The organism is Streptomyces sp. NPDC053665 (genome assembly GCF_055585285.1).
This window is the reverse complement of sequence record NZ_JBVJKK010000002.1, coordinates 1,117,825-1,142,718: the sequence shown is the minus strand read 5'-3', so window position 1 is coordinate 1,142,718 and position 24,894 is coordinate 1,117,825. Positions and strand designations below refer to the sequence as shown.

Annotated in this window: 19 protein-coding genes and 1 other RNA gene; 15 read left to right on the top strand and 5 right to left on the bottom strand. The window is 73.7% G+C overall.

What is annotated here, in order from left to right:
• Positions 1 to 4 precede the first annotated feature (4 nt).
• On the bottom strand, positions 5 to 1,417 hold the full coding sequence (locus tag ACZ6ZN_RS12690; protein WP_469645579.1) for an ABC transporter substrate-binding protein: 1,413 nt from the start codon (positions 1,415 to 1,417) through the stop codon (positions 5 to 7).
• A gap of 175 nt (positions 1,418 to 1,592) precedes the next feature.
• Positions 1,593 to 5,657: an FHA domain-containing protein gene (locus ACZ6ZN_RS12685; protein ID WP_469645695.1), complete on the bottom strand. Its 4,065-nt coding sequence runs from the start codon at positions 5,655 to 5,657 to the stop codon at positions 1,593 to 1,595.
• Between the two features lie 361 nt (positions 5,658 to 6,018).
• On the opposite strand from ACZ6ZN_RS12685, the gene ACZ6ZN_RS12680 reads away from it, so the two are divergent.
• From ACZ6ZN_RS12680 to ACZ6ZN_RS12665, 4 genes are all read left to right on the top strand, one after another.
• Positions 6,019 to 7,731, top strand: coding sequence for a serine/threonine-protein kinase (locus ACZ6ZN_RS12680; RefSeq protein ID WP_469645578.1), 1,713 nt, complete (start codon positions 6,019 to 6,021; stop codon positions 7,729 to 7,731).
• A 122-nt stretch (positions 7,732 to 7,853) separates the two neighbouring features.
• Positions 7,854 to 9,101, top strand: a complete 1,248-nt coding sequence (locus ACZ6ZN_RS12675) for a serine/threonine-protein kinase (RefSeq protein WP_469645576.1) — start codon at positions 7,854 to 7,856, stop codon at positions 9,099 to 9,101.
• 58 nt (positions 9,102 to 9,159) lie between these two features.
• The gene (gene prfB, locus ACZ6ZN_RS12670) at positions 9,160 to 10,266 is read left to right on the top strand and encodes a peptide chain release factor 2 (RefSeq protein ID WP_451877826.1); all 1,107 of its coding nucleotides are present in this window, start codon (positions 9,160 to 9,162) and stop codon (positions 10,264 to 10,266) included.
• A gap of 290 nt (positions 10,267 to 10,556) precedes the next feature.
• Entirely contained in the window at positions 10,557 to 11,192 is a 636-nt protein-coding gene (locus tag ACZ6ZN_RS12665) for an LPXTG cell wall anchor domain-containing protein (protein WP_398109985.1), read from the top strand.
• A 118-nt stretch (positions 11,193 to 11,310) separates the two neighbouring features.
• Here ACZ6ZN_RS12665 and ACZ6ZN_RS12660 read toward each other — a convergent pair whose 3' ends face one another.
• Positions 11,311 to 11,502 (bottom strand): hypothetical protein, encoded by a 192-nt coding sequence (locus ACZ6ZN_RS12660; protein WP_333933659.1) that lies wholly within the window; start codon positions 11,500 to 11,502, stop codon positions 11,311 to 11,313.
• A gap of 291 nt (positions 11,503 to 11,793) precedes the next feature.
• Between ACZ6ZN_RS12660 and ftsE the strand changes: the two genes are divergently transcribed.
• The 5 genes from ftsE (at position 11,794) to ssrA (ending at position 15,699) form a co-directional block, all read left to right on the top strand.
• Positions 11,794 to 12,483: a cell division ATP-binding protein FtsE gene (ftsE, locus tag ACZ6ZN_RS12655; RefSeq protein ID WP_003990615.1), complete on the top strand. Its 690-nt coding sequence runs from the start codon at positions 11,794 to 11,796 to the stop codon at positions 12,481 to 12,483.
• Positions 12,484 to 12,523: 40 nt separating this feature from the next.
• On the top strand, positions 12,524 to 13,441 hold the full coding sequence (ftsX, locus tag ACZ6ZN_RS12650; RefSeq protein ID WP_369196409.1) for a permease-like cell division protein FtsX: 918 nt from the start codon (positions 12,524 to 12,526) through the stop codon (positions 13,439 to 13,441).
• 68 nt (positions 13,442 to 13,509) lie between these two features.
• Positions 13,510 to 14,682: a S41 family peptidase gene (locus tag ACZ6ZN_RS12645; RefSeq protein WP_469645573.1), complete on the top strand. Its 1,173-nt coding sequence runs from the start codon at positions 13,510 to 13,512 to the stop codon at positions 14,680 to 14,682.
• A 46-nt stretch (positions 14,683 to 14,728) separates the two neighbouring features.
• Positions 14,729 to 15,211: an SsrA-binding protein SmpB gene (smpB, locus tag ACZ6ZN_RS12640; protein ID WP_369196411.1), complete on the top strand. Its 483-nt coding sequence runs from the start codon at positions 14,729 to 14,731 to the stop codon at positions 15,209 to 15,211.
• Between the two features lie 99 nt (positions 15,212 to 15,310).
• Positions 15,311 to 15,699, top strand: a transfer-messenger RNA (tmRNA) gene (gene ssrA / locus ACZ6ZN_RS12635).
• 103 nt (positions 15,700 to 15,802) lie between these two features.
• Here the strand turns inward: ssrA and ACZ6ZN_RS12630 are convergent.
• Complete coding sequence (locus ACZ6ZN_RS12630) at positions 15,803 to 17,017, bottom strand: MFS transporter (protein WP_469645570.1); 1,215 nt, start codon at positions 17,015 to 17,017, stop codon at positions 15,803 to 15,805.
• A gap of 239 nt (positions 17,018 to 17,256) precedes the next feature.
• Here ACZ6ZN_RS12630 and ACZ6ZN_RS12625 point away from each other — a divergent pair, with 239 nt between their 5' ends.
• The 4 genes from ACZ6ZN_RS12625 to ACZ6ZN_RS12610 all read left to right on the top strand — a co-directional run bounded on the left by ACZ6ZN_RS12625 (position 17,257) and on the right by ACZ6ZN_RS12610 (position 20,471).
• On the top strand, positions 17,257 to 17,502 hold the full coding sequence (locus ACZ6ZN_RS12625; protein WP_398109988.1) for a hypothetical protein: 246 nt from the start codon (positions 17,257 to 17,259) through the stop codon (positions 17,500 to 17,502).
• 12 nt (positions 17,503 to 17,514) lie between these two features.
• Complete coding sequence (locus ACZ6ZN_RS12620; protein WP_469645568.1) at positions 17,515 to 18,297, top strand: hypothetical protein; 783 nt, start codon at positions 17,515 to 17,517, stop codon at positions 18,295 to 18,297.
• A 33-nt stretch (positions 18,298 to 18,330) separates the two neighbouring features.
• Entirely contained in the window at positions 18,331 to 19,302 is a 972-nt protein-coding gene (locus ACZ6ZN_RS12615; RefSeq protein WP_469645566.1) for a LysR family transcriptional regulator, read from the top strand.
• 161 nt (positions 19,303 to 19,463) lie between these two features.
• Entirely contained in the window at positions 19,464 to 20,471 is a 1,008-nt protein-coding gene (locus ACZ6ZN_RS12610; RefSeq protein ID WP_469645563.1) for a hypothetical protein, read from the top strand.
• 354 nt (positions 20,472 to 20,825) lie between these two features.
• Here the strand turns inward: ACZ6ZN_RS12610 and ACZ6ZN_RS12605 are convergent, their stop codons facing one another.
• Positions 20,826 to 20,948, bottom strand: coding sequence for a hypothetical protein (locus ACZ6ZN_RS12605; protein WP_451877821.1), 123 nt, complete (start codon positions 20,946 to 20,948; stop codon positions 20,826 to 20,828).
• Between the two features lie 443 nt (positions 20,949 to 21,391).
• Here ACZ6ZN_RS12605 and ACZ6ZN_RS12600 point away from each other — a divergent pair, with 443 nt between their 5' ends.
• Positions 21,392 to 23,584, top strand: coding sequence for a bifunctional polysaccharide deacetylase/glycosyltransferase family 2 protein (locus ACZ6ZN_RS12600; protein WP_451877820.1), 2,193 nt, complete (start codon positions 21,392 to 21,394; stop codon positions 23,582 to 23,584).
• Positions 23,581 to 24,804: an acyltransferase family protein gene (locus ACZ6ZN_RS12595; RefSeq protein WP_451877819.1), complete on the top strand. Its 1,224-nt coding sequence runs from the start codon at positions 23,581 to 23,583 to the stop codon at positions 24,802 to 24,804. Before ACZ6ZN_RS12600 ends, ACZ6ZN_RS12595 begins: the two co-directional genes overlap by 4 nt.
• The last annotated feature ends 90 nt before the right edge of the window (positions 24,805 to 24,894 follow it).

The following is a 24,894-nucleotide window of genomic DNA, read 5'->3' as shown; positions in this document are numbered from 1 at the left end:
GACATCAGTTCCCGTACGCCGCGGCCGCTTCGGCCTCCAGCTTCGCCTGCGTGCCCGCCACGTCCTTGGGGTTCTTCAGGAAGTCCTGAAGGATCTTCCACTCACCCTTGCCGGGCGTGCCGCCGAAGGCCTGCGGTGCCTGGTCGGACATGTCGAAGCGGAAGTCGTCACCGGCGTCGATGAGCGCCTTGGCGATCTTCTGCTGCACCGGGTTCGGGTAGGCGGAGTTCGGCACGTTCTTGTTCGGCGAGAGGTAACCGCCGAGCTTCGCCTGGATGGTCGCCGCGTCCGGCGAGGCCAGCCAGGTGGCGAGCGCCTGCGCCCCCTTCGAGTCCTCCAGGATCACGGCCGCGTCACCGCCCGAGACGACCGGGCCGTTGTCGCCGACCGCCGGGAAGGGGAACACCTTCGCGTCCGTGCCGACCTTCATGCTCTTGGGGATGTTGACCTGGGCGAAGTCGCCCGCGGCGACCATGGCGGCCTTGGGCTGGTCCCCGCCGGTGAACACCTGCGTGACGGAGGCCGGGAAGTCGGTCTGCAACGCCCCGTTCGCCTCACCCGCGATCCAGTCGGGCTTGCCCCAGACCTGCGCGAGGGTGGTGAGCGCGTCCTTGACGGACGGGTCCGTCCACTTGATCTCGTGCTTGGCCAGCTGGTCGTACTTCTCCGGCCCGGCCTGGGAGAGGTAGACGTTCTCGAACCAGTCGGTGAGCGTCCAGCCCTCGGAGCCGCCGACCGAGAACGGTGTGACGCCGGAGTCGAACACCGTCTGCGCGGTGTCCAGCAGCTCCGGCCAGGTCTCGGGCTCCTTCGCCCCGGCGTTCTCGAAGACCTGGTTGTTGTACCAGATCAGCGACTTGTTGGCGGCCTTGTAGTAGACCCCGTACTGCTTGCCGCCGACCTTGCCGATGTCCTGCCAGCCCTGTGAGTAGTTCTCGCCGAGTTCCTTGAGGGCCTCGGAGCCCAGCGGCTTGGCCCAGCCCTTGTCGACGGCCTGCTTGATGGCACCGGGCTGCGGCAGCATCGCGATGTCCGGCGGCTGCCCGCCGGCCACCTTGGAGCCGATGAAGTTGATGATCGGGTCCTGCGCGGGCACGAACGTCACCTTGGCGCCCGTGCGCTTCTCGAACTCCTGCAGCACCTTCTTGAAGTTCGCCTGTTCGGTGCCGCTCCACACGGCGGCGACCTCGAGGCTCGTCCCGTCCAGCTTCGGCAGGGTGACGTTGCTTGCGGTCTCGTCGGAGTCGGGCGTGCTGCCACTGCTGCCGTCGTCGCTGCCTCCGCAGGCGGAGAGCGAGAGCGCGAGCGCTCCCGCGGCGACGGCCGCCGCGGCCCTGGTGGCCGTGCGGCTGTGGGGGGTCGTCCCGTCCCGCTCGGGCGACCGGCGTGTCCGGATGGTCTTGCTCGTCATGCGCATGACTGCCCCGTTCTTCGTTCCTCGTCGAACGTCGAGCGCGCTCCCGTGCGATCTGGTCTACGCCCGGGTGTGTGGGGGCGGCAAGATGGCGTCCGCTGTCAACCGGGCGATCGTGACTCCCTCGTGACCAGGGGCGTGGCCGGGGCCGTCCGGTGGGACCGGGGGCCGTGCCCTGTCACAGGAGCGACGGCACCCGCACCGCCGCGACCTCCCGCGCCGCCCTTTCCAGCGCGCTGGCCAACAGTGCCAGGTCGGTCGGGCCGTTTCCGAGCTCCCGCACCGGACGCCGGGCCGGAGGGTCACCCATGCGGTGCCATTCCAGGCGTACGACCGTGGGGCGCAGCGTCGCCGTCCGCGGGATCCGGCCGGTGACCCGCCCTCCCTGGAACGGGATGCCGCGCCCGTCCGCCCCGGTCAGGCTGCCGCGGCCCGGCGCGGGTTCGTCCGGGCCCGGGGCGGGTTCGTCGAGCGTGACGCGCAGGGTGGCCCGGCGGGCCGGTTCGGTCTCCGCGGTGCGCGGGCAGGGGCCGGTGGCGGCCACCAGGTGCACCCCGAGCCGCTCGCCCTCACGGGCCACGGCCTCCAGGGCGCGCATCACCGACCCGGCCGCGGGCCGCCCGGTCGAGCCGAGTGCGGGGGAGACCAGGGCGTCCAGGTCGTCGACCACCACCACGAGCCGGGGCAGCGGGGGCGCCGCCGCCTCGGTCTGCCGGCGTGCGGCTCCGGGGCGCAGCCGGATGGTCGAACTGGACGGCGAGTCCAGGTCCCCGGCTCCCTCCGCCGGGGTCTCGGCACCGCCCCGGCCGGTCGCGGTGCGCTGGGTGACCATCCGGCCCGACAGCTCCCGCCCGGTGTGCCACTCGGCGAAGCCGGATCGCCCCAGCAGCTCGCTGCGCCGCTTCAGCTCGGCGCTCAGCGACTGCGCGAACTCCCGCATCAGCACCGGGTCGTGGGCCGTGAGGTAGGTGGTGACGTGCGGTACGTCCGTGCACAGCCGCAGACCGTCGCCCGGTCCGCCGCCCGCGCCCGGCCCGCCCCGGCCGTCGACCAGGACGATGCCCAGCCGGTCCGGCCGCTCGGCGGCGGCCAGCGACGCGACGACCGCCCGCAGCAGCTCCGTACGGCCGCTGCCCGGCGGGCCCTCGACCAGCAGATGCGGTCCCTGCGCCGCGAGGTCCGCACACACCGGGCCGCGCGGCCCGGCGCCCAGCACCGCGCGCACCCGGCCGCCCAGGGCCTCGGTGTCGTCGGCGGCGTCCGCCCAGCGCGCCATGAGGGAGGCGGGCGTGGCCCGGGCCAGGCCCAGTTCGTCCAGCAGCCGGGCCGACTGGGGCAGCGGGGCGGAGACCCGCGGCTGCCGTTCGCCGCCCGCCTCGTCGGTGCGCAGTGGTGCGAGCGCCCGGGCGAACCGCTCCGCCCAGGCGGGGGACACGGCGTCGACCGTGGCGATCGTGCCGTGCCCGACCGGCCCGGCGGGTGCGCCGTCGCCGCCGGCCCTGGCCACCCGCACGAGCCGCAGGGCCGTCGCCACGTCCCCGCTGAGCAGGGCGACGGCACCGCACTGCCGGAACGTCGGCGCCACGGCGCAGGCCGCCTCGTAGGTGTCCGTCACGGGGGAGGCCGGGGAGGCGGCGGCGGTCTCGGCCAGGCACAGCACGTGGATCCCGGCCCGGGGCCCCTCCAGCGCCAGCCGCGCCACGGCCCCGCGCAGATCCGCCCCGCCCGGGTCGCCGTCGACGACGAGCACGGTGTACGGGCCGGGGAAGGGGGCCGCCCCGCCGGTGCCGGCCTCGTCGTCCCGGGCCCACGAGGGGCGGCGCGGCGCGGGCACGGAGGGGCCGTCGCCGGGTGCCGGCACCGCGTCGGCCGACTGGTCCTCCAGCCGGCGCGTGAGCTCGTCCGTGCGGGCCGCGGCCTGCTCACGGTCGTGGGCGAGGAGCAGCCGGCAGTCCTGCCCGTGCCCCGGGCGGACGTGCGGCAGCCAGCCCAGCCAGGACCACTCGGCCGCGCGCTCCTCCAGGGGCCGCGAGCGGTCCGCGGCGATCAGGACGATCTCCAGCGTGTCGGGGGAGTGCAGCGCGGCGAGCTGTGCCAGTACCGCCCGGGCGAGCCCGGCCAGCCGCGCCCGCGGCCCGGCCAGCCCCAGCGCGCCGACCTCGCGCAGCCCGACCGTCATCGGCACGGCGGGCAGCAGGCCCGAGCCGTCCGGCGCGGGCCGGTCGGCCGTGCCCAGCCGCACGGCCAGCGCCTCGGAGTGGCCCGGCCCGCGCTCCCAGAGCCGGGGCCCCGGGCCCAGGGCCGTCAGCAGCAGCGCGGCCGGGTCCGGCCAGGTCTCCCGCACGGGCGCGGCGGCGAACACCGAACGCTCCTGCGCGACCACCGCGGTCGGCTCGTCCCCGTCCACCTCGTCCACCTCGTACGGGTCCGGGGCCTGCTCCCCGCGGCCACCGGCCAGTCGCCGCGCCCACGCTCCCAGCCCGCGCCGGCGGGCCCCCGACGGCACGTCCGTGCCCCGCAGGGGAGTGCCCTTACGCCCGCCGACGCGCTCGTCGGACACCGCGGGGCCGTCGATGCGGGCATCGGCGGCATGGATGCCACGCTCACCGGCACCCTCGTCCCGGCGATCACCGGCACCCTCGTCCCGCCGATCGGACACCCGCCCTCCGGACCGGTGGTCGTCCCGCCGGCCTGTGGTGTCGTCCCGATGGCCGGGGCCCCCGGCTCCGGGCCGGTGGGTGCCCCGCGCTCCCGTGCTGTCGTCCCGGTGGTGTGGGTCTGCGGCTCCGGCCCAGGGGGCGTCCCAGGGGTCTGCGCCGCGGTCGGGGTGGTCGGTGGCTCCGGGACGGTGGGTGCCCCGCGCTCCCGTGCTGTCGTCCCGGTGGTGTGGGTCTGCGGCTCCGCCCCAGCGGGCGTCCCAGGGGTCCGCGCCGCGGTCGGGGTGATCGGCGGCTCCGGACCGGGGGGCGTCCCAGGGGTCTGCGCCACGGTCGCGGGGGTCTGCGGCTCCGGGACGGCGGGTGCCCCGCGCTCCCGTGCTGTCGTCCCCCTGGCCGGGCACTCCGGCTCCGGCGCGAGCCGTCGGCCGGTGGGTGTCCTGCCCGCCCACGCGGTCGTCCCGCGCGGCGCCGGTCGCCGCGCCGTCCGTGGTCCGGGGTTGCGGCACGGCGGGACGGGCTTCGGCCCGCCCGGGCGCGGCGGCGGTCCCGCCGGCGTCGGCCGCCTCGCCGAACACCCCGAAGCCGGAACGCCCCGCGTGCGTGTCCCCGTCGCCGCCCGACGACGCACGGGACTCACCCGGACGGCGGGACGGCCCGGACCTCTCCTCCGGCGGCCGCACCGCGAAACCGGACGGCCGTACTTCGAAGGACGTGCGCGGGGCCCTGCCCGGTCCCCCTCCGTCCGCGGACTCCCGCGTCGGCGCCGCGCCCTCGTTCTCGATCCGGGGCGCCGCCCCCTGCCCGGGCACCACCCCGGGCGCCCCGGAGCCGCCCGATGCGCCCCAGGACCCCGGACCGTAGCCGTGGTACGTCGGACCCGAAGGGCCCCCGGGCGCCGTGGAGGGCTCGCTCCCCCCGCCCGACGGGCCCGGCACGCGCACGTGCCCCTCGCCGTCGGGCGTCGTCGCCACCCGGCCCCCGGGCCCGCCCGCAGGAGCCAGCCGCAGCGCGGACTCGCCGATCCGCAGCAGCGCGCCCGGCGCGAGGCCGACGGCACGGCCGCCCACCCGGACGCCGTCGAGGGTCGTGCCGTTCGTGGAGTCCAGGTCGGCGACGGAGACACGGCCGTCCGCCCCGACCGTCACCGCGCAGTGCAGCCGGGAGACGTCCGGGTCGTCGAGGGGCACGTCGGCGTCGGCCGAGCGGCCGATGCGGATCTCGCCGCCGTGCAGGAGATGGACACCGCCGGCGTCGGGGCCCGCGACGACCTGGAGCTGCGCCGGGGCGTCCGCCAGCTCGGGGTGCGGCTCGGGCTCACCGGGCGCGCCCACGGACAGCACGGCACCGTCGGTCAGCGGGGGCTCGCCGAGCGTGCAGCGCTGGGCGTCCAGCCGCTGCTCCCCCGCGTACAGCACGGGCGTGCCCGAGCCGTCCCCGCCGGAGACCGCCTGGGCGAGGGCGGAGGCCACCGCCGCGAGCGCCGTGCCGGCCGGTGCCGTGACCAGGACGTCGCTGCGTGGGGCGCGGTCCCGCCCCGGAGCCGATGCGCCCAGCGGATCTACGACGGTCAGCCGGATCTGCATCGCCGTCAGCGGTCCCTTCTGCCCGGGCGCGGAGTCCCCCACCCCGCCCCAGCACGTCGGCCAGTACTGCACGCATCCTCGCACCTGCCACCGACAACGCGCCCGCCCCTCCGGAAAAGGTGATCTTGATTGGTCGGCTCTGCCCGCAAAAGTGCCGGAGAACGCCCCGCAGGGCGACCGCTTGAGATCGGTCACGCCCGGAACCGGCAACCACGAGACCGAGGTGCGCGTCTTTCCTTCGAACGAGCGTGGGGGCGGTGACGTAAGACCCACAGAAAGACGACACTCCGGTCTCGGGCGCCCGGCACTACAGTGGGGCGGACAGGCCAGCAGGCAAGGCAAGCACCAGGGAGCGCATGACGTGCGGCCGGTAGGCAGCAAGTACCTGCTCGAGGAGCCGCTCGGACGCGGCGCCACGGGCACCGTCTGGCGAGCCCGCCAGCGCGAGACCGCGGGCGCCGAGGCGGCCGTGCCGGGGCAGCCCGGCGAGACCGTCGCGATCAAGGTCCTCAAGGAGGAGCTGGCCGGCGACCCGGACATCGTCATGCGGTTCCTGCGCGAGCGGTCCGTGCTGCTCCGGCTCACCCACCCGAATATCGTCCGGGTCCGCGACCTGGTCGTCGAGGGCGAGCTGCTGGCCCTGGTCATGGACCTCGTCGACGGTCCCGACCTGCACCGCTACCTGCGCGAGAACGGGCCCTTCACACCCGTCGCGGCGGCCCTGCTCACCGCCCAGATCGCCGACGCGCTCGCCGCCAGCCACGCCGACGGCGTCGTCCACCGCGACCTCAAGCCGGCCAACGTGCTGCTCAAGCAGTACGACGGGCAGATGCACCCGCTGCTCACCGACTTCGGCATCGCCCGCCTCGCCGACTCGCCGGGCCTGACCCGCACCCAGGAGTTCGTCGGCACGCCCGCGTACGTCGCCCCCGAGTCCGCCGAGGGCCGTCCGCAGACCTCCGCCGTCGACATCTACGGCGCCGGCATCCTGCTGTACGAGCTGGTCACCGGCCGTCCGCCGTTCTCCGGCGGCTCCGCCCTCGAGGTGCTGCACCAGCACCTGAGCGCCGAGCCGCGCCGCCCCTCCACCGTCCCGGACCCGCTGTGGACGGTCATCGAGCGGTGCCTGCGCAAGAACCCCGACGAGCGGCCCAGCGCCCTGAACCTCGCCCGGGGCCTGCGCGTCGTCGCCGAGGGCATCGGGGTGCACGCGAACTCCGCGCAGATCGCCGCCGCCGAGGGCGTCGGCGCGCTCCTGCTGCCCGACCCGGCCCCCGCGCCGGTGCCGGACACGCCGGGGGCGGCCGACCCGACCCAGGTCCTTCCGCAGGGCGCCGGCTCCTACGACCCGAACGCCGCGACCAGCGTCCTGCCGCACACCGGCGGCCCGGCCGGCGCGGCCGACCCGACCGCCGTGCTGCCCCACCGTGGCGCGGCCGACCCGACCGCCGTCATGCCGCCGGTCCCGCCCGGCGCGCCCGGCCACCCCGGACAGCAGAACCAGCAGGGCGGTCCCGACGACCCGCACCCCTGGCAGAACCAGCTGCGCGCGGCCCGCGACCGCAACGAGCAGACGCAGGTGCAGTACCTCGACCCGAACGAGGACCCGCTGCGCCGCCGTCCGCAGCGCCAGGTCGCCCGGCCCCAGCAGCCCCCGCGCCGCCAGGCGCCCCCGCCGGCCCCCGGCTACGGCTACCCGCAGCAACAGCAGCAGCAGTACGCCCCGCAGCCCCAGCAGTACGCCCCCCAGCCGCAGCGGCCGCAGCCGCCGCAGCGCTACGCCCCGCCCGCGCCCCCAGCCCAGCCGCAGCAGCCGCAGCGGCCCCAGCGCGAGCCACGCCAGCCCCGGCAGCGCAGCGCCAACCCGATGCGCATCCCCGGGCTCGGCTGCCTCAAGGGCTGTCTGTTCACGCTCGTCATCCTGTTTGTCGCTGGCTGGCTGGTGTGGGAACTGAGCCCGCTCCAGGAGTGGATCGGCACCACCAAGGGCTACTGGGACCAGCTCACCGACTGGTTCTCCACGGTGACCGGCTGGCTCGAGAAGCTCGGCGGGAGCGGTTCCGGCACGAACTGACCGGAACCGGCCCGCCAGGTTGGAGATTTGTCGACATCTGGCGGGTGATTTCCGCCTCCCCGGTGAAGGTTGGCTCCCCGGACGCGTAGTTTTAACGACAACACGCGTCGGTAGGAGCAGCCTTGGCACGGAAGATCGGCAGCCGGTACACCGCCCACCAGATCCTCGGGCGGGGCAGCGCCGGCACGGTGTGGCTGGGCGAGGGTCCCGAGGGCCCCGTCGCCATCAAGCTGCTGCGCGAGGACCTCGCGTCCGACCAGGAGCTGGTGGGGCGCTTCGTCCAGGAGCGCACGGCCCTGCTCGGTCTGGAGCACCCGCACGTGGTGTCCGTGCGCGACCTGGTCGTCGACGGCAACGACCTCGCGCTCGTCATGGACCTCGTCCGCGGCACGGACCTGCGCACCCGCCTGGACCGCGACCGCCGGCTCGCGCCCGAGGCCGCCGTCGCGATCGCGGCCGACGTGGCCGACGGACTGGCCGCCGCGCACGCCGCGGGCGTGGTGCACCGGGACGTGAAGCCGGAGAACGTCCTGCTCGACATGCAGGGGCCCCTCGGCCCCGGCGGCTCGCACCGCGCGCTGCTGACCGACTTCGGTGTGGCCAAGCTCATCGACACCCCACGCCGCACCAAGGCCACGAAGATCATCGGCACCCCCGACTACCTCGCCCCGGAGATCGTCGAGGGCCTGCCCCCGCGCGCGGCCGTCGACATCTACGCACTCGCCACGGTCCTCTACGAGCTGCTCGCGGGCTTCACCCCGTTCGGCGGCGGCCACCCCGGCGCGGTCCTGCGCCGGCACGTCACGGAGACGGTCGTCCCGCTGCCCGGCATCCCGGACGAGCTGTGGCAGCTGCTCGTGCAGTGCCTCGCCAAGGCCCCCGCCTCCCGGCTGCGGGCGTCCGAGCTGGGCGCCCGGCTGCGGGAGCTGCTGCCGATGCTCGCGGGCATGCCGCCGCTGGAGGTGGACGAGCCGGACACCGACTCCGGCGAGGACACCGGCCGCCCGGAGCAGCCCGTGCCGGCGGCACCGGCCGGGGAGCGGGTCCGCCGCCGCGGGGCCGTCCCCCTGGTGCCGGGCGCGAAACCGGCCGACTCCAACCGCGACACCCACACCTCGATGCGCGTCCCGGCCCCGGACGAGCTGGCCGGCGGCGCCCACGGCACCGCCCGGGCGCCCCGCGCCCCCGGCGCCCCCCGCCCCGGCTCGGCCCGCAACCGCGCGGCGGCCCGGCGCCGCCGGGTGGCCCTGGGCGCGGGCGCGGTCGCCCTGGCGGCGGCGCTGGGCGTCGGCGCCTGGCTGACCACGGCCGGTGACGACGGCGACACCCCGCCCCAGGACACCAGGAACTCGGCGCCGCAGTCCCCCTGAGCCGCCCGCGACGGCCGCCCGGCGATGGCCGCCGGGCGGAGCCGTTACGCTGGAGGGCGTGGCAGTCGTCGATGTATCCGAAGAGCTCAAGTCCCTCTCCTCGACCATGGAGTCGATCGAGGCCGTTCTGGACCTCGAGAAGATGAGGGCAGACATCGCCGTGCTCGAGGAGCAGGCGGCCGCGCCGTCCCTGTGGGACAACCCCGACGAGGCGCAGAAGATCACCAGCAAGCTCTCCCATCTCCAGGCCGAGGTGCGCAAGGCCGAGGCCCTGCGCGGTCGCATCGACGACCTCGGTGTCCTGTTCGAGATGGCCGAGGAGGAGGACGACCCGGACACCCGCGCCGAGGCCGAGTCCGAGCTCGCCTCCGTCAGGAAGGCGCTGGACGAGATGGAGGTCCGCACCCTCCTGTCCGGCGAGTACGACTCCCGGGAGGCGCTGGTCAACATCCGCGCCGAGGCCGGCGGTGTCGACGCCGCGGACTTCGCCGAGAAGCTGCAGCGGATGTACCTGCGCTGGGCGGAGCAGAAGGGCTACAAGACGGAGCTCATCGAGACGTCGTACGCGGAGGAGGCCGGCATCAAGTCGACCACCTTCTCCGTGCAGGCGCCCTACGCCTACGGCACCCTCTCCGTCGAGCAGGGCACGCACCGGCTGGTGCGCATCTCGCCCTTCGACAACCAGGGCCGGCGCCAGACCTCCTTCGCGGGCGTCGAGGTGCTCCCCGTCGTCGAGCAGTCCGACCACGTCGACATCGACGAGTCCGAACTGCGCATCGACGTCTACCGCTCCTCGGGCCCGGGCGGCCAGGGCGTGAACACCACGGACTCCGCGGTGCGCATCACCCACCTCCCGACCGGCATCGTGGTCTCCTGCCAGAACGAGCGCTCGCAGATCCAGAACAAGGCCACGGCGATGAACGTCCTCCAGGCCAAGCTGCTGGAGCGCCGCCGCCAGGAGGAGCAGGCCAAGATGGACGCCCTCAAGGGCGACGGCGGCAACTCCTGGGGCAACCAGATGCGTTCGTACGTGCTGCACCCCTACCAGATGGTCAAGGACCTGCGCACCGAGTTCGAGGTCGGCAACCCGGAGTCCGTGTTCAACGGTGAGATCGACGGGTTCCTCGAGGCCGGGATTCGCTGGCGCAAGCAGCAGGAGAAGTAAGTTTGTCGACAAGGCAACTGCCGCCCCAGTGGCGGCAGTTGCCTTTTGCGTAGGCGGGTGGATGGGTTCTGCGTCACATCCACACATGCGGACTTCCGGCATAGCCCCCGTAGCCGGACATGGCGCCAGCAAACGGCCTTGACGTGTTCTTGAAAAGTGGGAAGGGTGAAGTGCGGCATGCGTGTATCCGGGGCGCATGTGAACCGGGGGGCCTCTCACCGCGGCCGTCCCCGTCGAGCACAGCCCCGAGCGCTGCCTAATGACGATGAGCTACTGGGGGTAGCAACCACATGACGAAGAAGACGCGGATCCGTGTCGCGCGCATAGCGGCCGGTGCCGTCATCGCGGCCGGTGCCTCGCTGACCGCGGCGGGTGCCGCATCCGCTCTCGACCTGGGCGTGAACGTCGGTGTCGGGGTGAACGTCGGCAACGACCCGACCGAGCCCGCCCCGACCGACCCGGCCCCGACCGACATCCCGACGGACCTGCCGACGGACCCGGCCCCGACCGACCCGGGCCCCACGGACCCGGAGCCGACCGTGGACCCCGAGCCCACGGACCTGCCCACCGAGCCGACGGACGAGCCCACCGAGCCGACCGAGGACCCGACGAACCCGGGCAACGGCGGCGGCAATGGTGGCGGTAACGGCGGCGGCAACGGCAACGGCGGGGGCAACGGTGGCGGCAACGCCGCCGACCCCGACGGCGGCACCTCCCCGCAGCAGGAGGGCTCCTCCGCGCTCACCGACACCGGCTCGGACAACGCGCCGGCGCCGCAGGCCAAGGGCAACGGCGAGGAGCTCGCCGAGACCGGTGCCGCGCAGACCACCTTCCTGGTGATCGGCGCCGCCACGATGATCGCCGGCGGTGTCGGCTTCCGCCTGCTGCCGCGTCTCGCCGGCGGCCGCGGCGGCGCCGCCGCCTGACGACGGCGCCCGTAGGGCACCGTCCGCACAGCGCAACACCGAGGGCCCGGAGCGTCACGCTCCGGGCCCTCGGCCGTGTCCGGGAAGTCCCGCCGCCGCGGGCGGGCCCGCTACGACGTCACGCGGTCTGGTGCGCCAGCAGTGCCACGGCCGCGATCAGCACCGTCAGCAGGGCGATCAGCGCCATGGGGTTCAGATTCCCGAGGAAGTTCTCCTGCTGAAGGCGCTCGCGGTTCGCGCGGCACACCGGGCAGCGGCCCTCGCTCACGGGGGCCGCGCAGTTCGCGCACACCAGCCGGTCGTACGTCATGCGCTCGCCCTCCTTGCGCCGGTTCCACGTGTCCAACGTGTGGGGGGACGGGAATGTTCCCCCCTCCACTGTGCCAGGTTCCCGGGCGCGCCGCGCGGTCGCCGCCGAACGTCACCGCGGGCGCACGGCCCCGCCGCCCAGGGGCACCACGGCCGGGCGCGCCGCTCCCCGCGCCCCCGACGGACGTACAAAACGGCACATCCGCTGCGCAACCGCGACCGGTGACTGCGGCCCCCTGCCCGGTTCGCGTAAGGTCACGCTCATCTACCCCCGGCGACCCGTGGTGCATCCGTGATCCGATTCGACAATGTCTCCAAGGTCTACCCCAAGCAGACCCGCCCCGCCCTCAGGGATGTCTCCCTGGAGGTCGAGAAGGGCGAGTTCGTCTTCCTCGTGGGGTCCTCCGGCTCCGGAAAGTCCACCTTCCTGCGGCTGATCCTCCGCGAGGAGCGGTGCAGCCACGGACAGGTGCACGTCCTGGGCAAGGACCTCGCCCGCCTGTCCAACTGGAAGGTGCCGCAGATGCGGCGCCAGCTCGGGACCGTCTTCCAGGACTTCCGCCTGCTGCCGAACAAGACGGTCGGCGAGAACGTCGCCTTCGCGCAGGAGGTCATCGGCAAGTCCCGCGGCGAGATCCGCAAGTCGGTGCCGCAGGTGCTCGACCTCGTCGGCCTCGGCGGCAAGGAGGACCGGATGCCCGGCGAGCTGTCCGGCGGCGAGCAGCAGCGCGTGGCGATCGCGCGGGCGTTCGTCAACCGGCCGAAGCTGCTCATCGCCGACGAGCCCACCGGCAACCTCGACCCGCAGACCTCCGTCGGCATCATGAAGCTGCTGGACCGCATCAACCGCACGGGCACGACCGTGGTGATGGCCACGCACGACCAGAACATCGTGGACCAGATGCGCAAGCGCGTCATCGAACTGGAGAAGGGCCGCCTCGTGCGCGACCAGGCCCGCGGTGTCTACGGCTACCAGCACTGAGACCGCACCCGAGATCCACGGAAAGGCATAACCAGCCGCCATGCGCGCCCAGTTCGTCCTGTCGGAGATCGGCGTCGGTCTCCGCCGCAACCTGACGATGACCTTCGCGGTCGTCGTCTCCGTCGCCCTGTCGCTCGCCCTGTTCGGCGGGTCGCTCCTGATGAGCGACCAGGTCAACACCATGAAGGGCTACTGGTACGACAAGGTCAACGTCTCGATCTTCCTCTGCAACAAGAGCGACGCCGAGTCGGACCCCAAGTGCGCCAAGGGCGCGGTGACCGACGACCAGAAGAAGCAGATCAAGGCCGACCTCGACAGGATGAACGTCGTCCAGACGGTCACCTACGAGACGCAGGACCAGGCGTACAAGCACTACAAGGAGCAGTTCGGCGACTCCCCGCTGGCCGCCTCCCTCACGCCGGACCAGATGCAGGAGTCCTACCGCATCAAGCTGAAGGACCCGGAGAAGTACCAGGTCATCGCCACCGCCTTCAACGGCCGCGACGGCGTGCAGTCCGTGCAGGACCAGAAGGGCCTGCTGGACAACCTCTTCAAGCTGCTGAACGGCATGAACTGGGCCGCCCGCGCGGTGATGGCGCTGATGCTGGTCGTCGCGCTGATGCTGATCGTCAACACCGTGCGCGTCTCGGCGTTCAGCCGCCGGCGGGAGACCGGCATCATGCGCCTGGTCGGCGCCTCCGGCTTCTACATCCAGGCGCCGTTCATCATGGAGGCCGCGGTCGCCGGACTCATCGGCGGCACCCTCGCCTGCGGATTCCTGCTGATCGCCCGGTACTTCCTCATCGACCACGGACTGGCCCTGGCCGACCAGCTGACGCTGATCAACTTCATCGGCTGGGACGCGGTCCTGACGAAGCTGCCGCTCATCCTCGCCACCAGTCTGCTGATGCCCGCTTTGGCCGCGTTCTTCGCGCTGCGCAAGTACTTGAAGGTGTGACGCACGCCAAGAGGGGCCGTACGGTCAACCGGCCGTACGGCCCTTCCCCTTGTCCTAGACTCACCGGCATGTCAGGTCGTGACCCGTTCTGTCAGCCCCGTCGCATCCGCCGCGGGGCCGCCCTGACCTTGGTGTTCACGAGCGTGCTCGTCGCCGGTGCCGCCACCGGGGCGTTGCCCCAGGGGCAGGGGAAGTCCGCGCCGGACGAGGCCCGTTCGGCCGCCGCCCCGCTCGCGCGTCACGCCGAGGTCGCCAGGGCGGCCGAGGAGGCCATGGCCGACGGCAAGTCCCCCCTGGAGGCCGCGCGGCGGGCCGTCAGCCGCAGCGGCGACCGCTGGGCCGCCGTCTACTCCCCGGGCGAGTACGAGGAGTTCGAGGACACCCTCGACGGCCGGTACACCGGGGTCGGGTTGTGGGCCGGCAGCGAGCGGGACGGCCGGGTCGAGGTGACGAAGGTGCGCGCCGGCTCGCCCGCCGCCGACGCCGGGATCCGCCCGGGGGACCTGCTGTGCAGCGTCGACGGGGAGAAGACCGACGGCCGTCCCGTCACGGAGGTCGTCTCCTTACTCCGCGGGGACGCCACCGACGCCCCCGCCGGCACCACCGTCCGCCTGGGCCTGGAGCGCGCGGGCCGCGCCTGGACCGAGACCCTGCGCCGGACCCGGCTGTCCACCGACTCGGTCACCGTCCGCGAGCTCCCGGGCGCCCTCACCCTCATCGACGTGGACACCTTCACCAAGGGGTCCGGCCGCCAGGTGCGCGACGCCGTCCGGCGGGCCCCGCGCGGCGCCGGGGTCGTCCTGGACCTGCGCGGCAACGCGGGAGGCCTCGTCACCGAGGCCGTCACGGCCGCCTCCGCCTTCCTCGACGCCGGCCTCGTGACCACCTATGACGTCGAGGGCGAGCAGCGCGCCCTGCACGCCGAGCCCGGCGGCGACACGACCCGGCCCCTGGTCGCGCTCGTGGACGGCGGCACGATGAGCGCCGCCGAGCTGCTCACCGGCGCCCTTCAGGACCGCGGGCGGGCCCTGGTGGTGGGCTCGCGCACCTTCGGCAAGGGCTCGGTCCAGATGCCGGCCCGGCTGCCCGACGGCTCCGTGGCGGAGCTCACCGTCGGGCACTACCGCACCCCCTCCGGGCGCGCGGTGGACGGCCGGGGCATCACTCCGGACCTGGACGCCGACGAGGGTGCCCTCCAGCGGGCCGAGGCCGTGCTGAGGGGTCTGGCGAGCCCTTCGTAATCCGCTTTCCCCCGGACCCCCGCGTAGTGCGAAAATGGTCGGCACTATGGCTAAGGAAAAAGGGCGCAAGCTGATCGCGCAGAACAAGAAGGCGCGGCACGACTACCTCGTCATCGACACGTACGAGGCCGGCCTGGTCCTCACCGGTACCGAGGTGAAGTCGCTGCGCCAGGGAAGGGCGTCACTGGTCGACGGCTTCGTCCAGCTGACCGACGGCGAGGCGTGGCTGCACAACGTGCACGTGCCGGAGTACAGCCAGGGCACCTGGACCAACCACAGCGCACGGCGCAAGCGCAAGCTGCTGCTGCACCGCTCCGAGATCGACAAGCTGGAGTCGAAGTCGGGGGACACGGGCCACACCATCGTGCCCCTGGCCCTGTACTTCAAGGACGGCCGGGCCAAGGTCGAGATCGCGCTGGCGAAGGGCAAGAAGGAGTACGACAAGCGCCAGGCGCTCCGGGAGAAGCAGGACCGGCGCGAGACCGAGCGGGCGGTCTCCGCGGTGCGGCGCCGGCAGCGCGGGGCGTAGGGAATACGCTGGCACCGACCTGCGTTGGTCACGTACGATGGTGCATGCACCCCACGGCGGGTGCGGGCCCCTCTCCGGAGGGGATTGTCAACACAACATGGGGATGATCGGTTTCGACAGCGGATGTCGAGGCAGGGGAAGCGTGTCGAGGAAGCGGCAATGATCTCGTAAACCATATGTCGCAAAAAATAATCGCCAACACCAAGCGCGATTCCCAGTCCTTCGCCCTCGCTGCCTGATAAGCAGTGACTGAAGGACCCTAAATGGGTGTCAGCCCGGGGACGTTCCCGACCCGGATCCTGGCATAAGCTAGGGAACTAAACCATCGAGCCCGGTCACGGGGTTCGATGGGAAATCACACAGTGACTGGGCCCGTCGGCGACTTGTTCGCGTGATCGCCGGGGCCGAGAAAAGCGCAGCGAACTGCACACGGAGAAGCCCTGGTTCTGCACCGTTGGACGCGGGTTCGATTCCCGCCATCTCCACTCATCCCATGTGGGCGAAGGCCCCGCCACTTCCGAGTGGCGGGGCCTTCGTCATGCGCTGGCGCGGAACCGCCGACGCAGAACCGCCGACGCGGGCCCGCCCCGGTCAGGTCCGGGGGAGAGGGGCCGGCAGGGGGTGGGGGGTCCTGGCCGTGGGGAGGGACAGGACGAGGGCCGTGACGGCGGCCGTCACGGGGATCGTGTAACCCGCGGTCGGTGTCATGTGCTCCACCGTCCAGCCGCCGATCGCGCTGCCGCAGGCGATGCCGCCCAGCAGACCGGTCACGGCCAGGGTCATGCCCTCGTTGAGCCGGCCCTCCGGCGTGCGCTGCTGGACCAGCGTCATGGTGGTCACCATGGCCGGGGCCGTCGCCATCCCGGCGACCAGCAGTGCCACGCCCAGCAGCGGCAGCGAGCCGGTGACCGACGCGGCGAGCAGGGGCAGCGTCAGCAGGGCCGCCATCGCCGCCAGGCACCACGGCAGACGGGAGGAGGCCGGCCCGTCGAGCCGGACCGTCCCGTACAGCAGGCCCGCCGCGCAGGAGCCCGCCGCCTGGAGCCCCAGCACCACGCCCGCCGCCGCCTTGTGTCCCTGCGCGTCGGCGAACGCGAGCGTGACGACCTCCGTCGCGCCGAACACCGCCCCCATCGCCAGGCACACCACGAGCAGCGGGGGAATGCCGGGGGCGCGCAGGGGCGCCCGCGCCGGTACCCGCCCGGCGACCGGCGGCTCCGTCGCGCGCCGGGAGGTGAACAGCGCCATGCCCGCCAGCAGCAGCACCACCGCGGTCAGCGTGCCCGCCTCCGGGAAGAACGTCCCGCACAGGAACGCCGCGAGCACCGGCCCCAGCATGAAGCACAGTTCGTCCGCGGCCTGCTCGAAGGAGTTGGCGGTGTGCAGGGCCTTGGTGTCGCCGGCCAGCAGATGCGCCCAGCGCGCCCGGGACATGCCGCCGGTGTTCGGGGTCGTGGCGGTGGCGGCGTAGGAGGCGAACAGGGTCCAGTCCGGGGCGCCGAGGCGCACGCACAGCAGCAGGGCGACGGAGCCGAGCGCGGCGAACACCGTGGCCGGCAGAGCGACCCGGGCCTGTCCGTACCGGTCCACCAGCCGCGCGGTCCAAGGCGCGGCCACCGCGGTCGCCGCCAGACCCGTCGCCGTGACGGCTCCGGCGAGCGCGTAGGAGTCGCGCGCACCGGCGATCATCACGACCGCGCTGACGCTGAACATGCCCATGGGCAGCCGGGCCAGCAGGTTCCCGGCGGTGAAGGAACGGGTTCCGGGCAGGCCGAACAGGTCGCGGTACGGGGTGAGTCGGGGCATGCGGCCACCGTCCCCCGGCGGTGATCGGCACGTCCAACACCTGTTCCGCCCGGACTCACGCACCCGGGTTGTGAAACGGCCGAACGGGCCGTGGCGAGAAAGAATCGCTCCTTGTTCTTCATACAGCGATATGGAGGGCCCTGATGCTTCTCGTAACGCGCGAATAAGATGCTCATTCACACGGATCCTTCACCCTTTTGCCGCGCATCCGGCGAAGTGAGCCGACGGTTAGTCGGTACATGACCGAGGCGACCAGGAAAGACGGCTGGGCGGTAACGCTCGGGCCGTACACCTACATTCCCGCTCCAGCGCACTCGTCCGCCACCGTCAACGGCACGCTCACCAGAAGCGGTTGCCCGGTCACGTTGCAGGTGACCGAACCGGTGCTGCGCGATTTCATCCGCACCATGAGCACCCTGGAGAAGGATCTCGCCCGCCGCTGGATCAGCGCCACGGAATGGCCCGCCCTGGTTCTCGCGAATTAGCGGGGCCGCGTCATGTACGAGCATGGAATCGAAGGCACCGGCCGGCATCGCGCACCGGCCCGGGATTTCATCACGCCCCTGACGCCCCCGGATCCGACCTGGGATCCGGCCGAGGAACTGGCGTTCATCCTCGAGGAGGCCCTCGGACAGCAGACGAGAATCCCCGCCCCGCGGGACGAACCACCGCGCCCGGCCGCCGGCCCGGCACCCGACACCCACATGCAGCGGCTCCAGGACATCACCGAGGAACTGCCGCCCGTGCGGGAGGTGCCCCGGCGCCACCGCAAGGTCCGCGTGCGCAGGACCCGGGGCCTGTTCCGCACCACCAGCCTGGTCGTCGCCGCGCTCGCGGCCGTCATCGCCGCCGCCGTGGGCCTGCTCGGCGGCATGGTCGCCTACGACCCCCTGCGCCTGGTCGCCGTCTCGCCCGAGACGAGGGGCCTGCGCCACTGGTGGCCGCTGCTGGTGTACGGGCCCTGGCTGGTGGCCTCCCTGTCCGTCCTGCGGGCCGCGCTGCACCAGCGCCGTGCCGCGCACTCCTGGTGCGTGGTGCTGGTCTTCTCGTGCGTCGCCGTACTGCTCTGCGTCGTCCAGGCCCCCAGGACCGTCCTGGGCACCGCCGCGGCCGCCCTGCCCGGCATCGCCGCCCTGGCCTGCTTCCAGCAGGTCGTCCGCCAGATCACCCTGACCCGCCCGCCGCTCCGGTCGGCGCCCAGGCACCGGGGAGGCGCCTCCGCGCCCGCCGGAGCCAAGGCGGCCCCGAACCAGGCCGGGACCCCCCGCAAGGCCGGCTGAACCGGCCGGCCCGGGCCGCTGTAGGTTCGCGGCATGCCGGCCCACCTCGACCCCCGTCTCCTGCGCGCCTTCGCCACCGTCGCCGAGGAACTGCACTTCACCCGTGCCGCCGTCCGGCTGCACGTGGCCCAGCAGGCCCTCAGCCGCGACGTACGGCGGCTGGAGCGGGAGCTGGGGGCCGAGCTGTTCGTACGGACCACCCGGCAGGTGGCGCTCACGCCCGACGGCGAGCGGCTGCTGCCCCACGCCCGGCGGGTGCTCCAGGCGCAGGACGAACTGCTCGCCGCCTTCGGCCAGGCCAGGCCCCTGTTGGTCGACCTCAACTCCCCGGGGCCGACCACCGCCCGCCGGGTGCTGCACCTGGCGCGTGAACTCGCCCCGGGCCAGGAGCTGATGGCCCGCTACGAGAGCGGCCTGACCGGAGCCGCCGGGGAACTGCTCGCGGGGCGGCTGGACGCGTCGTTCGGCCGGTTCGCCGGGCTGGACCCCGCGCTGCGGACCGGTCTCGCCCACCAGCCCGTGCGCTACGAGCCGATGGCGATCGTCCTGCCCGAGGACCACCGGCTGGCCGCCCTGGAGCAGGTGCCCGTCGCCGAAATGGCCGGCGAGACCGTCTACGCCGGTGCCGGCAACGACCGCACCCCGGAGTGGACCGGCCTGGCGCGGCTGCTGTTCGAGGGGTACGGAATAGAGCTGGCACCGCCCGCGCCGCTCGCCGTCGGCGAGGAGGAGTTCCAGCGGATGATGGCCAGGACGCGCACGCCCGTCCTCGCCGTCGTCGACTTCCCGGCCCTGCCGTCCACGGTGTCCCGCCCCCTGGTCGATCCCGTGCCGCTGTCCCCCTTGTCCCTGGTCTGGCGCAGGGGGCTGACCCATCCCGCGCTGGACGCGCTGCGCCGGGCGGCGGCCCGCCTCGCCGCGGAGCAGGACTGGCTGCGGCGACCTGCCGACGGATGGGTGCCGGCCGGTGACGATGTCCTCATGCTGTCTCACGGCTGCCACTAATCGTCACGACAGCCACACGCACAGTCGCCGGGTGCGCTACATTCGACGCCTGAGCACGGTGTGGTAAGAGGGGGCGCTCGGACGGGTGGGGGCCCAGTCCGACGGCGGGTGCTCAGGTCGGAAGCGCACCTGAACCATCCCGTGGGGGGAAGTGCGTGCGCGTGACGAAATGGCGAGAAGACGCCCGACCGGAGTGGCCCGAGGCCGCGTCGGCGACGAGCGAGATCGCGGCCGACGGAAGAGTCCGGGACCGGAGAGCGGCACAGGCCCTCGCCGACGACGACGTCCGTGCGACGGGCGGTGTATTGCCCGGCGGCGCGCAGATCCTGCCGGGCATCCCGCGGCAGAGCGACGGCGGGGCGGAGGCGCTCGGCCCGGGCCGCGGATCCCGTACCGGCGTCCGCGACCCGTGGCAGGAACCCGAGGACGCCGGCCCGGGCGAAGAGACCTCCGGCGCCGCCGGACACGCCCACGACCCGCACGAGGTCACCGTCCAGCTGGACGGGACGCGCGTGGGCGAGGGGTGTGCCCGGGAGGCCGGGGACGGGCCGGGCGCCGGTGCCGCCGGTGCGGGCGACCGGCCCGTCTTCGTCGACGAGTCCGGCCGGCGCAGCCGCCGCCTGCGCCGGGCCGGCGTGGTCGTCGCCCTGGCCTGCGGTGTGTACGCCGTGGTCATCGTCGCCACGCTGCTGTCCGGGAACGCCGACGCGCCCTGGCTCCCCGTGCCCGACAGGAACGAGGGGCAGCCCGCCGAGAAGGTCGACAGCCCGCCCCCGCCCGCGGAGGCCGCACCGACCGAGGAACCCGGCGCCACCCTTCCCGGCGGTGTGCCGGTCACCGGCCCGGCCACGGCTCCCGCGCCCGGCCGCGGCCCCGGCACCGCCGCGCCCGGGACGACGCCCCGGCCCGGTCGTTCAGGGGCCCCGGCCAAGCCCTCGCCGGCCGGGACCCGGGCCACGCCCGAGCCGGGGCCCGGCAGGACCGGCCCGACGCCGAGCAGGCCGGCGGACCCGCCGAGCACGCCGGCCGCCGAGCCGACTCCGACGGGCGAGACCACGCCGTCCCCGACCGCGACGCCCGGCGGCGGTGAGAGCGGCGGCGACACGGGCACGGTGGCGGACGGCCCGGCCACGGCCGAGCCCGTGACCGAGACACCTGCCGCCGCCTGACCCTGCCGGGGTCGAGCGGGCCGTGCCGTCCGCACCACGCTCTCGTGGAGATCCGGCGCCCATGGGCCACCCGGCCGGGCCGATGCCCCTGCTCGATCAGCGGGGGACCTGCCGGGTGCTCTGCCGGAGCGGTGGGGCCTGTCGGGTGCTTCGTCGGAGCGACGGGGGGCCTGCTCGGCACCCCGCTCGACCCGTGGGGGCCTGGTCGGTGCTCCGCTGGATCAGCGGGAGCTTGCCAGGCGAACTGCTGGACCCGTGGGGGCTTGTCCGGTGCTCCGCTGGGTCAGCGGGAGCTGTTCGGCGCTTCGTTGGAGCGGCGGGGGCCTACCCGGCCGGGCCGGGGACTCTGCTCGATCAGCGGGGGACCGGCTCGGGGTTGTCGTTCGAGCCGTGGGAGATGCCCGGCGGGATCGCGGGGCGGCGGCGCAGCACCTGCCCCGGCCGGGCGCCTGCACCGCGCGACACCCCGGCGCTCACGGTCCTGGCTCCCGTCTCCGGCGGACCCGTCCGCCCTCCCGGCGGTCGCGGCCCGCATACCGCCCACCACGGAGGTCGAAGGCCGCCGGCCCAGGCCGCGCGGCGATGGACGGCCGATCGTCCGCCCGCATGGGCGGTCGTAGGCCGACTGTTCGTCTGCGAGGCGATCGAGGGCCGATCGTCCGCCCATCACGGCGCGTGCGGGCCAACTGTTCGACCCGGGTGGCGAGGGAGGGCCGATCGTCCTTCCGGCAGCGCGGTCGTGAGCCGGACCGACCGTCCGCCCCGTCCGGCGGTCGGCGGCCGGGAGCCGCTCGCTCACCCGCCCTGCGTTCCACGGCCGGGGGCCACCCGGTTCCGCCGCCCAGCGTCCGTCGCGACCCGTCCCCGTACCACTCCATCCCGTACCACTCCATCCCGTACCACCCGGAGTACCACCACCCATGGCTTCCCGTACCCGTCGATCCGCGCCCGCTCCCCGTACCCGCGGGGGCCCCGGGCGTCGGCGTCTGCCCATGCGCCTGCTGCTGCCCCTGCTCCTCCTCGTCGCGCTGATGGCGATGCTCATGCTGCGCGGCTACGTGCACAGCGAGGTCCTCGCCGACCACCGGGTCGGGCCGCCCGCCGCCGGTGACCGGGTGCCGCGGGACATCCGCGAGGGCGGGCCCGTGATCGACACCCGCGGGGGCAAGCCCAAGAGCCTCGACCTTCCCGACCGCGAGCTGGTGCTGACCTTCGACGACGGGCCGGACCCCGTCTGGACGCCCAAGGTCCTCGACGTCCTGCGGAAGCACCGCGCCCACGCCGTCTTCTTCATCACCGGCACGATGGCCTCCCGCCACCCCGAGCTGGTCCAGCGCATGGTCGACGAGGGCCACGAGATCGGGCTGCACACCTTCAACCACCCCGACCTGGCACTGCAGGACAAGAGCCGCGTCGACTGGGAGCTGTCGCAGAACCAGCTCGCGCTCGCCGGAGCCGCCGGCATCCGCACCTCGCTGTTCCGGCCGCCCTACTCCTCGTTCGCGCAGAACATGGACAACAACTCCTGGCCGGTCACCGAGTACATCGGGAGCAAGGGCTACCTCACCGTCGTCAACAACAGCGACAGCGAGGACTGGCGCCGGCCCGGGGTCGAGAAGATCATCAGCAACGCCACGCCGAAGGACGGCAAGGGAGCCATCGTGCTGATGCACGACTCCGGCGGTGACCGCTCCCAGACCGTGGCCGCGCTCGGCCCGTACATCTCCGGGTTGCAGGACCGGGGTTACCGCTTCCACACCCTCACCGCCGCCCTCGACGCCCCGAGCGCGCACACCCCCGTCACCGGGCTGGACGCGCTCAAGGGCGAGGCCTGGGTGTTCCTGGTGCAGGCCTCCGAGCACACGACCGATGCCCTCGTCGCCGGGCTGGCCGTGGTCGGTGTCCTGGTCTTCGCCCGCCTCGGGCTGATGCTGATCCTGTCCGTCGCGCACGCGCGCCGGGTCCGGCGGCGCGGCTTCCGCTGGGGCGAGACCGTCACCGAACCGGTCTCCGTGCTCGTGCCCGCCTACAACGAGGCCAAGTGCATCGAGCAGACCGTCCGCTCCCTGGTGGCCAGTGATCACCCCATCGAGGTCCTGGTCGTCGACGACGGCTCCGGCGACGGCACCGCCCGCATCGTCGAGGACCTGGACCTGCCCGGCGTACGGGTGGTCCGGCAGCTCAACGCGGGCAAGCCCGCCGCCCTGAACCGGGGCATCGCCAACGCCACGCACGACCTGATCGTCATGATGGACGGCGACACCGTCTTCGAACCGGCCACCGTCCGCGAACTCGTGCAGCCCTTCGGCGATCCGCGCGTCGGCGCCGTCGCCGGCAACGCCAAGGTCGGCAACCGGGACTCGCTCATCGGCGCCTGGCAGCACATCGAGTACGTCATGGGCTTCAACCTCGACCGGCGCATGTACGACGTGCTGCGCTGCATGCCCACCATCCCCGGCGCGGTCGGCGCGTTCCGCCGCACCGCGCTGGAGCGTGTCGGCGGTATGAGCGACGACACGCTCGCCGAGGACACCGACATCACCATGGCGCTGCACCGCGACGGATGGCACGTCGTCTACGCGGAGAAGGCCGTCGCCTGGACCGAGGCGCCCGAGTCGGTCCAGCAGCTGTGGTCGCAGCGCTACCGCTGGTCGTACGGCACGATGCAGGCGATCTGGAAGCACCGCGGGGCCCTGTTCGACCGCGGTCACTCGGGCCGCTTCGGGCGGGTCGGCCTGCCGCTGGTGTCGCTGTTCATGGTCGTGGCGCCCCTGCTGGCCCCGCTGATCGACGTGTTCCTGCTGTACGGGCTGGTGTTCGGCCCGACCGAGAAGACCATCGGCGCCTGGCTCGGCGTCCTCGCCGTGCAAGGGGTGTGCGCGGCCTACGCGTTCCACCTGGACAAGGAACGCATGATCCACCTCATCTCCCTGCCGCTCCAGCAGCTCCTCTACCGCCAGCTCATGTACGTCGTCCTGCTCCAGTCCTGGATCACCGCCCTGACCGGCGGCCGGCTGCGCTGGCAGAAGCTGCGTCGCACCGGAGCCGTCGGCCTGCCCGGGCCCGGCACCGGCACACCGCAGCCGACGAGGGACAGGAGGCCGGTCGCATGACCACGCACACCACCCCCGCACCCGGCGTCGCGCCCACCGCGCCACCGCCCGCCCGCACGCCCGTGCGCGACCGCTACTTCGACCTGCTGCGCGCCCTGGCGCTGTTCCGGGTCGTGCTGTACCATCTGACCGGCTGGGCCTGGCTGCCGCTGGTGTTCCCGTCCATGGGCGTGATGTTCGCGCTGGCCGGCAGCCTCATGGCCCGCTCGCTCAAGCGCCCGGCCGTGCAGGTCATCCGGGGCCGGATGCGCCGGCTGCTGCCCCCGCTGTGGCTGCTGGGCGTCGTCGGGGTCACCGGCATGGTCGTGCAGGGCTGGGGGCCGGGCGACGAGGGGCACCCCGGCTGGTGGTGGCTGCACCTCACCTTCTGGATCGTCCCGCTCAGCGACCCGCCCTTCGCCGAGGGCCTGCCCGGCGTGCACGGCCTCATCGGCGAGAACTGGGCGGCGGAGCTGGCCGGCCCGCTGTGGTACATCCGCGCCTACCTCTGGTACGTCCTGCTGTCCCCGCTGCTGCTGAAGGCCCTGCGCGCCCTCCCCGTCGTCACGATCCTCATGCCGATCGCCCTGGCGGTGGCCTTCGAGCTGAGCTGGCTCGCGCTGCCGGGCGAACGGTTCCCCTCGGCCCTCACCGACTTCTCCACCTTCGGCGCCTGCTGGATCCTCGGCATGGCCCACCAGGAGGGCATCCTGAGACGGCTGCCGCGCTACGTCGTCCCGTCCGTGGCGCCCGTCGTGGCCCTGACCGGCCTCTGGTACGCCCTGCACCACGACTTCGGCACCGGCAACGACCTGGACAGCATGCCCCTGGCCCAGGCCCTGTGGTCGTTCGGCACGGTGCTGGTGCTGCTGCACGTCAGCCCGTCCTGGTCGCAGTGGCCGCGCCGGCTGCGCCCCTTCGCCGGCACGATCGCCGTCCTCAACTCCCGGGCCGTCACGATCTACCTGTGGCACAACACCTGCATCCTCGTCGCCGCGACGCTCTGGGACCGGCTGTGGGGCTTTCCGGTGCTGGAGCGACACGTGCCGGGGCTGCTGGAGAGCGTCTGGCCGGTGCTGGCCCTGGCGTGGGTGCTGATCGGCTGCTGCGTCCTGGCCTTCGGCTGGGCGGAGGACCTGGCCGCGAAGCAGCGCCCCCGGCTGTGGCCCACCGGTGAGCCGCGGCACGGCGGCCGCGGGCGCGGGCGGCCGGGCCGCAGGCGGGTGGCGGCGGGCGGCTGAGGCGGCGGGCGGCTGAGGCGGCCCGCCGTCACCGGGGTGTGGAACACTGCCCGGGTTGCACAAGGGGAGGAACCGGCCCGGGGGAGCGGT

Coding starts and splice junctions, on each gene's coding strand:
- ACZ6ZN_RS12645 (WP_469645573.1), top strand. CDS start 13,510: ATGTCAGGTCGTGACCCGTTCTGTCAGCCCCGTCGCATCCGCCGCGGG.
- ACZ6ZN_RS12615 (WP_469645566.1), top strand. CDS start 18,331: ATGCCGGCCCACCTCGACCCCCGTCTCCTGCGCGCCTTCGCCACCGTC.
- ACZ6ZN_RS12690 (WP_469645579.1), bottom strand. CDS start 1,417: ATGCGCATGACGAGCAAGACCATCCGGACACGCCGGTCGCCCGAGCGG.
- ACZ6ZN_RS12660 (WP_333933659.1), bottom strand. CDS start 11,502: ATGACGTACGACCGGCTGGTGTGCGCGAACTGCGCGGCCCCCGTGAGC.
- ACZ6ZN_RS12595 (WP_451877819.1), top strand. CDS start 23,581: ATGACCACGCACACCACCCCCGCACCCGGCGTCGCGCCCACCGCGCCA.
- smpB (WP_369196411.1), top strand. CDS start 14,729: ATGGCTAAGGAAAAAGGGCGCAAGCTGATCGCGCAGAACAAGAAGGCG.
- ACZ6ZN_RS12630 (WP_469645570.1), bottom strand. CDS start 17,017: ATGCCCCGACTCACCCCGTACCGCGACCTGTTCGGCCTGCCCGGAACC.
- ACZ6ZN_RS12685 (WP_469645695.1), bottom strand. CDS start 5,657: ATGCAGATCCGGCTGACCGTCGTAGATCCGCTGGGCGCATCGGCTCCG.
- ftsX (WP_369196409.1), top strand. CDS start 12,524: ATGCGCGCCCAGTTCGTCCTGTCGGAGATCGGCGTCGGTCTCCGCCGC.
- ACZ6ZN_RS12600 (WP_451877820.1), top strand. CDS start 21,392: ATGGCTTCCCGTACCCGTCGATCCGCGCCCGCTCCCCGTACCCGCGGG.
- ACZ6ZN_RS12625 (WP_398109988.1), top strand. CDS start 17,257: ATGACCGAGGCGACCAGGAAAGACGGCTGGGCGGTAACGCTCGGGCCG.
- ACZ6ZN_RS12665 (WP_398109985.1), top strand. CDS start 10,557: ATGACGAAGAAGACGCGGATCCGTGTCGCGCGCATAGCGGCCGGTGCC.
- ACZ6ZN_RS12620 (WP_469645568.1), top strand. CDS start 17,515: ATGTACGAGCATGGAATCGAAGGCACCGGCCGGCATCGCGCACCGGCC.